The following is an 11,942-nucleotide window of genomic DNA, read 5'->3' as shown; positions in this document are numbered from 1 at the left end:
GTCGCTAGGGTAAGCTGCGCGTTCCACCGTTAAAGCCTAAAACATTTCCCATGGTTAGGGCCTCAGACAGCCTCTAAGAACGGCCTGTGGCCTGGCGGCCCTCAGATCTGAAGGACATAGCCGACATTACGGATGGTCCGGATTCGCAGGTCGCTGTCTGCCGATTCCAGCTTTTTGCGTAGCTGCGAGATACGCACTTCGACGCTGTTGCTGCTGGGGGTTTCCCAGCCGTAAAGGTGAGATTCGATGTCGGTGCGGGAAAACACCCGCTCGGGCGTGCGCATCATCAGTTCCAGAATGCGGGCCTCGTGCTCGGTCAGGTTGATGTTCTTGTCGCCCACTGTCATCAGCAGGCTGGACGTGCTGAGGCTGGTATTCCCCAGATTGACCCCTGTTCCGGCGGCGGTGCGGCGCAGCAAAGCCGTGATCCGGGCGTCGAGTTCGGGCATGGCAAAGGGTTTGGTCAGGTAGTCGTCGGCCCCGGCATTCAGTCCCGCGACCCGCTCCTGCACGCCGCTGCGCGCTGAGAGCACCAGCACCGGCGTAGAGCTGTACTGCCGCAGCGACTGCACCAGATCCAGGCCGTTGCCGTCAGGCAGGTTCAGGTCAAGCAAAATCAGCTGGGCGCTGTGCATCCCAAGCCACGCCTGCGCGTCTTTTAGGGTGGCGGCGTGGTGCACCAGATAATCGGCGGACAGGTATTCCTTGAGCAGTGGCCCGAGGTATGGATCGTCTTCGACAACAAGAATCTGCGCGAGCATGGGTCATTCTCCTTTGGATGGGGCGGTGCCTTGCAGTATGCCAGAGAAGTGAATCCTGAGGAATCAGTCCTGAGCGGTGAGGGGGGAGCTCTGATAGCTTGCCTTATTTCAGCTTACTGATGTCCGTGGCATGCAAGTCACGGCTGAGCGGTGAGTCCGGCGCGGCGCTGTTTTGCCCGGTGGTCTGGGTGGTCAGCGAGAGCTTGTACTGCTGGAGAAATTTGCCCAGGGGCAGGCTACCGTTGCCCGTAACTGGCCCGGCAGCGGCAGCGGCTTTCTCATCGCTGCTGGTCAGCAGGCTAAGTTGGCCGTTCTTGAGCAGGCCGTCGTAACTGCTTTGCAAGCTGCTGAAGGTATTCCTAGACTTTTCATCTGCCGACTGGCTGAAGATGACCTTGACCGGGCCGCTGTAATCCTTGACCAGCTGAAGGCTGAACTTGCTGCCGCTGCTTTCGCCAGCGCCAAGCTTTGTTTGCATGTCGCTGTCCCACACAATCAGTTTCAGCGTCTGGCCAGGGGTGGCAAGCGCAAAAAACAGCAGGGGGGGCAGGAGTCTTTTCATCATAGGCAGTGTATCCATTCGGTAGAGTCAACTTGGTGGTACTCATTGTCATTGGTCGTGTCCGCAGACCGGGCCGTCGGCAAGGTCTACCGACAGACTAGCGCCTGAATCTGACGCCGCCTTGACTGAAACATAGTGCTGGATTTAGAGAAGGGGCGTATTGACTGGGACAGCAGGGGCCTGCGCTTCTGCCCTGGAAGGGCTTCCAGAAACCGGGAACCATACAAAAAGCGGCCCGCCATAACGGGGGCCACTCATGAGAACACTTATAAGGGCCACTTAGAACAGTTCTCCGAATGATGGGCACCTCGGAACAACACCGCCGCCCCCTTCATTCTACGTCCTGCTCATTCTTGTTCACTCGTTCCACTCGGCAAAAAGATGGTGCTCTTTTGACCATCTTTTTGCCTTTTTGCAAAATGTTCTAATTTAGCGGGCGACTTCCACGGCGCGGCTCTCGCGCACCACCGTGACCTGTACCTGGCCGGGGTATTCCATATCCTGCTCGACCCGCCCGGCGATTTCGCGGGCCAGCAGGGTCGCCTGGGCGTCGGTGACTTTCTCGGGCTGCACAATCACGCGTACCTCGCGCCCGGCCTGAATCGCGTAGGCCTGCTGCACGCCGGGAAACGCCACCGCGATTTGCTCGAGTTGCTCCAGGCGGCGCACATACGATTCGAGTTCCTCGCGCCGCGCACCGGGGCGGGCCGCCGAGATCGCGTCGGCGGCGGCGACCAGCACCGAGTACAACGTCTCGCCGTTTTCGGGGTCGTGGTGGTGGGCGATGCCGTCGATCACAGCGTCGGGTTCACCGAAGCGTTTGGCAAGGCTGATTCCGATTTCGACGTGCGTGCCGTCGATCTCGCGGTCGATGCTCTTGCCTACGTCGTGCATCAGGCCCGAGCGGCGGGCCAGAGCCGCGTCCAGCCCCAGTTCGTCGGCCATGATGCCGCACAGGTGGGCGACCTGAATGCTGTGCTTCAGCACGTTCTGGCCGTAGCTGGTGCGGAAATACATTCGCCCGAGCAACTGCACTAGCCCCGGCTTAATCCCGATGACGCCCGCTTCGATGGCCGCTTCCTCGCCCTGGATGTGGATAAAGGACTTCATCTCGTCCTGGGCCTTGTGAACCATCTCCTCGATGCGGGTCGGGTGAATGCGTCCGTCGGCCACCAGCGCGTCAAGCACATGTTTGGCGACCTCGCGGCGAATGGGGTTGAAGCTGCTCAGGATAACGGCTTCGGGCGTGTCGTCGATGATCAGGTCTACCCCGGTCAGAGACTCGAAGGCGCGGATATTGCGGCCCTCACGCCCGATCAGGCGGCCCTTCATGGCGTCGTTGGGAATCGGCACCACGCTGACCGACAGCTGGGCGCTGGTCTCGCTGGCGCTGCGCTGAATGGCCTGCGCGATGATCGAGCGGGCGCTGCGCTTGGCGTCGGCACTGGCCCGTTCGAGCATGGCCTTGACCCGGATGGCCTTTTCCTCCTCGAGTTCTGCGTCAAGCTGGCCCAGAATCTGGTGACGGGCGACTTCGGGAGTCAGCTGGGCGACCTCGTAAAGCTTGAGATCAATCTGCTTGCTGCGCTCGGCCAGCTCGTCTTGCTGGTCACGCAGCCCACGCAGGCCCGCTTCCAGCTGGCTTTCCATGCTGTCGAGTTTCTCGCCGCGGGCATCGAGCTGCTCGGCCCGGCGACCCAGGCGCTCAATCTCGCGGCCCAAGTCCTCGCGTTCGCGCCGGGTTTCCAGGCGGTCAGCGGCCAGCGATTCACGGGCCTGCGCCGCCTCCTGCCGGGCCTGCTGGCGCTCGGTATCCAGCTGTGTGCGCTGGGCCTGAAGCTGGCTTTGTTGGCCCTGAAGCTGACCCCGCTGCACTTCGAGCTGCGCGAGCTGACTGGCGACTTGACTGGCCGCCACGCTTTCGCGTTCCGCTGCTTCCAGCATTCTGTGGTCTGCGTCCTGCACACGCCGGATGGCGTCCTGACTGGCTTGATCTGCCTGCGTTCTGACTTGCGCGGCGGCTTGATTTGCCTGAGCGAGAATCCGCTCTGCTTCTGCCTGGGCTTCGCGTTGCAGCCGGTCGTCGATTTCGGCCTTGTGTTGCCGAAACTGTGACCGGGCCACGAGAAACCCACCGACCAATCCCATCAGGATGCCGATAATCCAGTAAACAATAGGCATTTTCGGCTCCTTGTGGTTTCTTGAGAACTTGTGGTTTCTTGGGAACTTGAGACATTGAAGTGCTGCCGCTGCGAACGCCACACTCAGCACGTTAAGTTTGAAAAGGCGTTCGCCCAGCAGTCTAACGGCAATCTTATGATTGTTACGGTGGCCTGATTATCCCCGGGCCGCTTAGCTGGCAGGGGGGGGCTGTTTGGGCAGGCCGGACGCCCGTGGCTGGCAGCCGGGATAGTGATACAACTTTTTCTATGACCTCTGTCCCGCAACCGCAGTCACAGTCGCAGCCCGAGCCGGAAGTGAAAAGCGGCATTCGCGCCGCCGTGCGGGCCGTTCCTGCCTACCCTTTCGTGCCGACCGACGCGCCGATCAAACTCGACCAGAACGAAAACCCCTACGATTTTCCGGCGGAACTGAAGGCCGAGGCGACTCGCCGGATGCTGGAGCGCCCCTGGAACCGTTACCCCGACCTGCACGCCGACACCGTGCGGGCCGCCATTGCCCGTTACGAGAGCTGGGACGAGGCGGGCGTGGTCGTGACCCCCGGCAGCAACGTGCTCATCAAACTGCTGACCGAGCTGGCAGGCATCGGGCAGACCGTGCTGGTCACCGACCCGACCTTCAGCGTCTACACCCTGGAAGCCTCGCTGCTGGGGGCCAAACTGGTAGAGGTTTCATTGAACGCCGATTTTTCGCTGCCAGTGCCCGAACTGAGCGCCGCACTCGAGCGTGAGCAGCCGGGCGTGTTCTGCATTGCGCAGCCGCACGCCCCGACGGGCCACCTCGATACGCGGGCCGATGTGGAGGCGCTGGTGCAGGTCGCCGAGCGCTGCGGCTGGATCACGGTGATCGACGAGGCCTATTACCAGTACGGCGGCCACGATTACCGTGACCTGGTGCGCCGGTCCCCTGGCACCCTCAGTCTGCGGACCTTCAGCAAGGCCTGGGGTCTGGCGGGCGCCCGTCTGGGCTACCTGCTGGCGGGCCGTGACGTGGCCGAAAACGCCCAGAAGCTGGTGTCGGCCTTCAATATCACGGTGTTGGGACAGGCGGTGGCCGAGGTCGCGCTGGAGCATCCCGAATATATGCAGCGCCGCGTGGAAGAAGGGATTCGGGAGCGGGAGCGTGTGCTGGCGGCCCTGAAAGATCATCCGACCTGCCAGGCCATCCCCAGCCAGTCCAATTTTTTTCTGCTGCGTACTCCGGACGCCGACGCTGCTTACCAGCATTTTCTGCAAAGCGGCGTCGTGGTGCGCCGCCAGGACAAACTGCACCTGCTCCAAGGCTGCCTGCGCGTGGCGGTCGGCACACCCGCCGAGAACGACGCTTTTATCGCGGCGGCTCAGGCGCTGCGCTAAGTACAGGGGGGGCTGAATTGAGAGAGCCTAGTGGCTGACCGTTTCGAGCCGCCGCCGGAGTACGCGCCCCGCTCGGTGCTGCGGCGCGACTGTACGGCGTGCGGCGCGTGCTGCTCGGCTCCGGACATTCACGCGCTGCAAAAGCCGCTCGGCGTGCCCTGCCCTCACCTGGACGCGGGCTGTCTGTGCCGTATCTACGGGGCGCGCCCGGCGGTCTGCCGCAACTACCAGCCTGACTGGGTGTGCGGCGAGGTCGCTCCGCTGCCTAGCCTAGGCGCCCGGATACGGCGCTTTCTGGAAATTTACGGACTGGAAGGCGAAATTCCGGTACTTGAGTAAACTTCTGGTCAAAGTCGTCCATTCGCGGCAGGGTCTGAACTCCATGGAGGTCAAGACTCATGGCAGGCCCTTAGGTATGGGTAGTGCCCTCTTGGGCAGGGCGGCACCCGTGATGGGGCCTGCCCGCCTCTTGACCAAAACGGACTCGCTTGAGCAAGCCTGGTCGCTTCTTGACCAAAACGGCACCCATGATGGGGCCTGCCCGCTTCCCACCTGTCCCAGAATGTAGCGGAATCCGTAGTAGACCGGCCTCGCTACGACGTTGGCAGGTGGTTTGGGGACTCAAACTGGATTCAGACTTCCAGCATTAGCTGGTGCAGCATCTTGACGTGATCGGCCCAGCGGTCCAGCCGGATGTGCTCGTGGCTGGCGTGTGCGCCGTCACCGGGAGCGCCCAGGCCGTCTAGGGTCGGGGCAATCGGGGCCGTAAAGTTGCCGTCGCTGCCCCCGCCCACGATTTCGTGCCCCAGCTGAAAGCCGAGGTCGGCGGCGATCTGCTGCGCCTGGCCGAACAGCTGCATGGTGGCCGCCGACTCCTCGAAGGGTGGGCGGTTGAGTCCTCCACTGACCTCTACGCGAACCCGCTTGTTGCCCGGCTTCCAGGAGCGGATGGCGTGGTCAATGCGCTCGCCCTCGGTCACGGTGGCGACCCGCACGTCCACTTCCAGCCGCGCCGAGGCCGCAATCACGTTGGCGGCGCTGCCTCCCTGAATCAGCCCGGCGCTGACGGTGGTGCCCTTGGCGTGGTCGGCCAGGGCTTCGAGAGCCAGCACCGCTTCTGCCGCCGCCGAGATCGCGCTGGCCCCCAGTTCGGGGCGGTTTCCGGCGTGACTGGCAACGCCGCTCAAAGTCAGCACATAGTTGCCGGTGCCCTTGCGCCCGGTTTTCAGGTTGTGGCTATCGGCCACGGGCGGCTCAATCACCAGCACTGCGCGGGCCTGTTGCGCCGCCGCCTCGATATGTCCCCGGCTGCTGCCACTGCCGATTTCCTCGTCGGGCGAAACCAGCACCTTGACGCCGCCCGTGGGCCAGCGCTCGTCGCGCCGCATGGCCCGCAGAACCTCAAAAAGCCCCACGATGCCGCCTTTCATGTCGTAGCTGCCAGGACCGTAAAGCCTAGCCCCGTGTTCGTTCATAGGCATGTGCGCCAGCGTGCCGTGCGGCCAGACCGTGTCGGCGTGGGCCAAGATCAGCAGGTACTTCTGGCCTTCTTGCACACCGAAACTCAGTTCGGCAGTGCCGCCGGGCAGGGCGTGGACAGCCGCGCCGAGGTCACGCGCCCAGTCTTCAATAATCGCGGTCACGCGGGCCACGGCGGTGGGGTCGCTTGACGGCGACTCGGTTTCGACCAGGGTACGCAGGTCGGCCTGCATGGCGTTCAGATCGGGTTCCATGTCAGTCATCGTAAGCCCGCCGGGACGCTGCTGGGCTAGGTGGCCCGCCGCTGTGTTTGCTCCGCGCTGCCCCGGCCCCGCGCTTCCTGTTACGCTAAGTCATGTTGCTCGTCCTCAACGGCCCCAATCTCAACCGCCTCGGCCTGCGCGAACCCGGCGTGTACGGCGCCTTGACCCTCGAAGACCTGGAGCGGCAGTGCGAAACCTGGGGTGCGGAACTGGGCGATTCGGTGACCTGCCGCCAGAGCAACTTTGAAGGTCAGCTGCTCGAATGGGTGCAAGAGGCGCAGGAACAGGGCTTTGGGGGCATCATCATCAATCCCGGTGCCCTAACGCACTACAGCTACGCCCTGCGCGACGCCATCGCCGGGCAGCAGCTTCCGGTGGTCGAGGTGCATATCAGCAACGTGGACGCCCGTGAGGAATTCCGGCACAAGTCGGTCACTGCTTCGGTCTGCAAGGGCAAAATCAGTGGCATGGGCTTTTTGGGTTACCGCTTTGCGATGGAGTATCTCACCGAGTCTCAGGGCTAAGGCGGCCCCGGCTCCAGATAGGTCGGCGTTTTCAGGTGGGCCGGAATCCCCGTGACCAGCACCTCATACTTGCCCGTTACGAAAACCTTGTAACCGTACTTTTGCAGGATGCGCCGGGCGTTGGTCACGTCGTTCATCAGCAGGCTGAAATCGGGCCGGGCAAAGTTAAGCAGCCGCGCTCCATAACTCAGAAAGCCGTCGCGGTAGCGGGCGTTCGGAAACCCGAGAACCAGGCCGCCAGACGGCGTCAGGTGATGCCGGTGCAGCGCCGCCAGCACCACATCCTGCCTGACTTGCGGGCTTTGCAGCAGACTAAGGGCCAGCACAAGGTCGAAAGTTCCGAGAGACTCCTGCGGCAGCCGGTTGATGTCCAGGGGCATAAAGGTGGCGGCGGGGTAGCGTTCTTGGGCGGCGGCCAGCGCAGAAGCTTCTAGATCGACCCCCACGATCTCAAACCTCCGTTCGGGGAAAGCCAGCGCCAGCACGTCGAGTTCACGCCCAGCATTGACTCCTAGCGCCAGCACCCGACCACCGCCCGGTGGATTGACCCGGCGCACCGCTTCAATCAGGGTCAGCAAAAAAATGGGTTCCTCCAGTTTATCGACCCTGGCCCAGTCGCCCCTCGCGCTGTATCCAGCCGCGTCCGGCGCCGCCAAGCGGCCATAGAGCCGGTAGTGCAGCTCGATCCGGCCCGGCGCGCTCTGGTAAGGCGTGAGGCAATGGGCTTCTAGGGCGTCGGCCAGATCGACCCAGGTGCTCAGGGGGCGGTGTCTTCCGGCGGGCGTCAGTTCGCCCGCATACTGCCCCAGCCCCGCCACGGGGTCCGGCACGCTGAAAGTCGTTTCGCCGTGTTGTCGCAGCGCCGCCTGTACCAGTGGAACAATGACCGCCAGCGGCTCGGTGGTAAAGGACAGTTTGCTCATGTGGGCCGGGACAAAGACAGAAACGGGGGCAGACAGGCCATGGCTTCAATGGTATCTGGACTGCGACCAAATTCTTGGAGTCCCCGGACATTTTGCCCTCGGGCGGCTTGCAGGCGCCGCTAAGGAGCTCTACAGTTATGCGGATTTGTGGAAAAGCGCCCAAGCCCGCTGCGCAAGCCGCTTTACGAGTCTACTTCTACCAGCAGCGTCTTTTTGCCTTCCCGGAATCCCGGAAAGGGTGTAACTCAATTTTGCGAGATACTTCAGCATGATCGAACCAGTGTGGGCAGATGCGATAAGGGCAAATGGACTACGCCAGATACCGGAACCAGGGTTGGCCTATCGACTCGGGACAGATTGAGGGAGCAAACAAAAGCGTGATTGGGCATCGTTTGAAGCGTTCTGGACAGCATTGGTCAAGACCAGGCACGGCTGGAATGGCGGCTCTACGCGCACGGAACGCATCTAAAACGAATCCACTGCCATTTCGAACCCTGCGTCACCGCGCTTTCCCAGTCTCGCAATTCTGAGTTACACCTCCCGGAGACAGTCCGTTGACAACTGCCGATTAACATGGCTTAGTGAAGACCCTACCTTTTGGCTTGACCAGTCTGACTGCCGTCATTCTCCTTTCTGGTTGCCAGCAGGCCGCCGCACCCCTCAGCTCCTCCACCGCGAGCCTGGGGGCGCAGTCGGTCACGGTGCAGGTGGAGTCCAAGTGGACACTGCGGGATGACCAGGCCGCCGCTGCCCGCAGCAAACTCAACTTGTACAGCAGTAACGCCGAGCAGCGCACCATGTACTTCTACGACACTTGGAACCTTGACCTCTACCGCCAGGGATTGATCATGCGTGCCCGCAAAGTAAAGGACGGGGACGACGAAAGCACTGTGAAATTCCGCCCTATGACCGTCAAGGAGGCGGGCAACTACCTGAATTATTCTGGCTTCAAGTGCGAGATTGATGCAGTGGGCACCAACCAGGTTTCCTCTTGTTCTTTCAGTACGGTGCAGCCCACCGGGCAGATTGACGCTGTACGTGACGGATTTCTGTCCATCAAGAGTCTTTTCTCCAGTAACCAGGAGGCGTTTGCCACCTTGAAAGTTCCAGTGAACTGGTCAACCTTACAGGTGTTGGGGCCGACTCCGGCGCAAGTCTGGAAGAAAAGTGTTTCCAGCCTGGCCTACCCGTACACGGTGGAACAGTGGACGCTGCCTTCCGGCGCAGTGGTGACGGAAGTGTCCACCAGGACCTCGCAGGCAGACGCAAGCAGCTCCTCTGTTGCCCTGAAAAACTACCTGATGGGCAAGGGACTGGTTATCAGCACCGATCAGGAAACCAAGACCCAACGCACCCTCAACGAGTGGACTCAGTGAGTTGACAGCGTAAAAAAAGGGCCGCTCCAACCGGGGCGGCCTTTCCATTCGATTGGAGGGTTACTTAAGGCTTTGGCCAAGTTGTACGAACCAAATCTTGCTGGGTGCGTTCGTCTTGTTGTCGCCGATGCCGAAGTCGTTGTCGTTGGTGAGGGCAATGGTGGCTGGGGTCAGGATGGCCAGACCCTCTAACTTGTCGTCGGTGATGCCCGCGTCGGTGGACTTGAACACCAATTTGCGGGTAGTCGTCTTGATCGCCAGGGCATTCAGGTCGGTTGCGGTGTTCTCGAAAGTCAGTTTGCTTTCTTCAGCGTGGGTCAGAACGTTGGTCGCAGTGCTGAAATCGTCCACAAACAGTTGCACCAGCCCCCCAGCACGTTCCAGGGTCAGGAGTCTGTCTCCAGCAATCCAGGCGGTGTCACTGATTTTCAGATCGGCCTGCTTGCCCCCCGCCGGGTAATCGGTAATGGCGCTGCCCAGCGTCAGGTACTCGCCCGTGACTTTGGCGTTCAACGGGTCGGTTACGTCAAGTTTCAGGGTGCGCAGGACACGGCTGTTCTTGTAAGCGTCGGCTTTCGGGTCGCCCATGGGGCTTTGCAGGCTGACCCAGGCGGTCTTGCCGTCGCTGCTGAGGCTGACACTCTCGAAGCCACGGTTCATCCGGCGGTTGGTGTACACGTCGGGCAGGATGTTCTTGACCGGGTAAGCCGCACCTGTCAGGGGCTTGCTGGTGGGGGTGTAGCGCACGAGCACCCGACCCGCAGCGCTCAAAATGGCGATAGAGGGGGAGGTTTCATCCACAGTGATCAGGCGGCCATCCGGGAAGCGGGCAATCGCCTCGGTGTCCATGCCGTTGACGTTGAAGGGCAGCGGCGTGGTGCTGGCCTGCGACTCGAAGGGCAGTTCCTCGCCCTTGAGGTTGGTCAGCCCGGTGATCCCGTTTCCCTGCGAATCGGTCATTTTGGTGTAACTGACGGGTTTGATGGTGCTGCCGTCCACCTTGAAGCGAATCATGGTGGGGCTAAACTCGGGCAGGGGGAAAATCTTACCGTCCGCTTTTCCGGTGGCGTCCAGATGGTCCTCGTTGGGGCCACGGTCAGTGATGCCCAGGAAGTCGCCGCCGGGCAGCAACAGAAGCCCACTGCCAATGGCGGGCAGTTCGGTGGTACGCAGGCCGTTTGTTTTCGCCTTGGTGACCTGTTCGGCGGTGTACCCGAAGGCGGTTATGCTCGTAGCGGGCAGGCTGGCTTGCGAGATGACCTTCGCCTTGCCGTCGGCGGTAGGCATAGTGGGGTAGATCGACTCTGGTTTGGGCGTGGTATTACAGGCCGCCAGGAGAAGGGCCGCACTCAGGCCCAGTAGGGGACGCAGGGATTTCAGCATGAGACCAAGGTTAGGGTCGTTATGTCAGCGGTTTGTATGTTGCCAATTTCAGGCTATGCTGGTGGGTTTGCAGTATAGCAAAAACCACCAGATTTCTCCGGTGGTCTTTATCGTCCTACATGTGGTGCACTCAACTGGATTCGAACCAGTGGCCTGCCCCTTAGGAGGGGGCCGCTCTATCCATCTGAGCTATGAGTGCGCGGCTCAGAGCGCCAGAAGTATAGCAGTCCCGGAGTCTGACCGCTTTCCCCAGGCCGATCCCGAAATCCTGAGATGCACCCAGGGCTTTCGCAAAGTCGGTTCAATTTTGAAGCCGGATCAAATTGCTTCTGATGCATCACTGGAAAAGCCCGTTTCTGTCGGTCGGTCATATTCAATTCTGAGTCATATATTATGCTTATAACATAAATTTTCCTATCTATTCTTCAGTTTTGCGACTTTGCGGTTGCCCTGGAGATGCACCCATCTCGCAGCGATGGTTACCGCTCTATCTTGGATTCTTCCAGACCATGCGCAATCTGCGCCGACGCGGTCAGCCTCTTCTTGGCCCACTCCTGTCTCTATTGCTCACCTCAGCTCCCCGGAATCCACTATGAGCCTTTGCAAAATGCTCTAGATAGAAACTTACGGTAGTTGGCTGGAACTATGCCCGACAGGAAACGCCTTGAGGTTGTGACAGCCAGGCTCGCAGCGTCCAAACGCGATCGGTCAGGCCAATCGCCATAGCCGGTGTACGCTGGAGGTACTGTTGACGTCCCTTAGGGACATCAAGCTTCCTCCGCAGACTACGTTGAGTTCGGCACCAGTTGTAGGTTCCCTGGACCAGATGGGCCAGACTCACCCGGTGGACTGTCAGCCTCGCGAATGCGATGCTTTTCCTCGCCAGGTGGGGATTCATCCGTCTCGCCGTCGCGTTCTGACGCTCGACGGCAGAGGTATTGGGTTTCCGGTAGCCCAGCCGCTGCAATTCTTCGTGCACCCGGGTCCGAGTCCCCGCCGCGATCTCAGTTCGGACGTTCACGACCCGCCTCCCGGCATACTCCTTGATGATCCGTACATGCGCCGAGGAGCGCGAGATTCGATAGGCTGTCTTCGGGAATCGCCCCCGCGTGCCCTGTCTCGCAGGCCGGTACGG

Annotated in this window: 10 protein-coding genes and 1 tRNA gene; 4 read left to right on the top strand and 7 right to left on the bottom strand. The window is 61.3% G+C overall.

Features of this window, described 5'->3' with window-relative positions; all coding sequences use genetic code 11:
- Positions 1 to 101: 101 nt before the first annotated feature.
- From QZ269_RS10120 to rny, 3 genes are all read right to left on the bottom strand, one after another.
- Positions 102 to 761, bottom strand: a complete 660-nt coding sequence (locus tag QZ269_RS10120) for a response regulator transcription factor (protein ID WP_291426590.1) — start codon at positions 759 to 761, stop codon at positions 102 to 104.
- Between the two features lie 103 nt (positions 762 to 864).
- Positions 865 to 1,323, bottom strand: coding sequence for a hypothetical protein (locus QZ269_RS10115; RefSeq protein WP_291426589.1), 459 nt, complete (start codon positions 1,321 to 1,323; stop codon positions 865 to 867).
- A 429-nt stretch (positions 1,324 to 1,752) separates the two neighbouring features.
- Positions 1,753 to 3,504, bottom strand: a complete 1,752-nt coding sequence (gene rny / locus QZ269_RS10110) for a ribonuclease Y (protein ID WP_291426588.1) — start codon at positions 3,502 to 3,504, stop codon at positions 1,753 to 1,755.
- A 248-nt stretch (positions 3,505 to 3,752) separates the two neighbouring features.
- Between rny and QZ269_RS10105 the strand changes: the two genes are divergently transcribed.
- Both QZ269_RS10105 and QZ269_RS10100 read left to right on the top strand, forming a co-directional pair.
- On the top strand, positions 3,753 to 4,859 hold the full coding sequence (locus QZ269_RS10105; protein ID WP_291426587.1) for a histidinol-phosphate transaminase: 1,107 nt from the start codon (positions 3,753 to 3,755) through the stop codon (positions 4,857 to 4,859).
- A 30-nt stretch (positions 4,860 to 4,889) separates the two neighbouring features.
- Positions 4,890 to 5,198, top strand: coding sequence for a YkgJ family cysteine cluster protein (locus QZ269_RS10100; protein WP_291426586.1), 309 nt, complete (start codon positions 4,890 to 4,892; stop codon positions 5,196 to 5,198).
- A 293-nt stretch (positions 5,199 to 5,491) separates the two neighbouring features.
- Here the strand turns inward: QZ269_RS10100 and QZ269_RS10095 are convergent, their stop codons facing one another.
- Positions 5,492 to 6,601 carry a M20 family metallopeptidase gene (locus QZ269_RS10095; RefSeq protein WP_291426585.1) on the bottom strand — a complete coding sequence of 370 codons (1,110 nt, stop codon included), beginning with the start codon at positions 6,599 to 6,601 and terminating at the stop codon, positions 5,492 to 5,494.
- Between the two features lie 92 nt (positions 6,602 to 6,693).
- Here QZ269_RS10095 and aroQ point away from each other — a divergent pair, with 92 nt between their 5' ends.
- Positions 6,694 to 7,125, top strand: coding sequence for a type II 3-dehydroquinate dehydratase (gene aroQ / locus QZ269_RS10090; RefSeq protein ID WP_291426584.1), 432 nt, complete (start codon positions 6,694 to 6,696; stop codon positions 7,123 to 7,125).
- Here the strand turns inward: aroQ and QZ269_RS10085 are convergent.
- A complete protein-coding gene (locus QZ269_RS10085) occupies positions 7,122 to 8,048 on the bottom strand; it encodes a bifunctional 2-polyprenyl-6-hydroxyphenol methylase/3-demethylubiquinol 3-O-methyltransferase UbiG (protein ID WP_291426583.1) in 927 nt (308 codons plus the stop codon). The two genes, aroQ and QZ269_RS10085, sit on opposite strands and share 4 nt — an antisense overlap.
- A gap of 581 nt (positions 8,049 to 8,629) precedes the next feature.
- Here QZ269_RS10085 and QZ269_RS10080 point away from each other — a divergent pair.
- Entirely contained in the window at positions 8,630 to 9,424 is a 795-nt protein-coding gene (locus QZ269_RS10080) for a hypothetical protein (protein ID WP_291426582.1), read from the top strand.
- A gap of 60 nt (positions 9,425 to 9,484) precedes the next feature.
- Here QZ269_RS10080 and QZ269_RS10075 read toward each other — a convergent pair whose 3' ends face one another.
- Complete coding sequence (locus QZ269_RS10075) at positions 9,485 to 10,807, bottom strand: esterase-like activity of phytase family protein (protein ID WP_291426581.1); 1,323 nt, start codon at positions 10,805 to 10,807, stop codon at positions 9,485 to 9,487.
- A 122-nt stretch (positions 10,808 to 10,929) separates the two neighbouring features.
- Positions 10,930 to 11,006, bottom strand: a tRNA-Arg gene (locus tag QZ269_RS10070).
- Positions 11,007 to 11,942: the final 936 nt, after the last annotated feature.

Source organism: Deinococcus sp. (assembly GCF_018260405.1).
In the GTDB taxonomy this organism is placed as follows: Bacteria; Deinococcota; Deinococci; order Deinococcales; family Deinococcaceae; genus Deinococcus.
The sequence above is the reverse complement of the archived record's forward strand: the minus strand, read 5'-3'. Positions and strand labels throughout refer to the sequence as shown.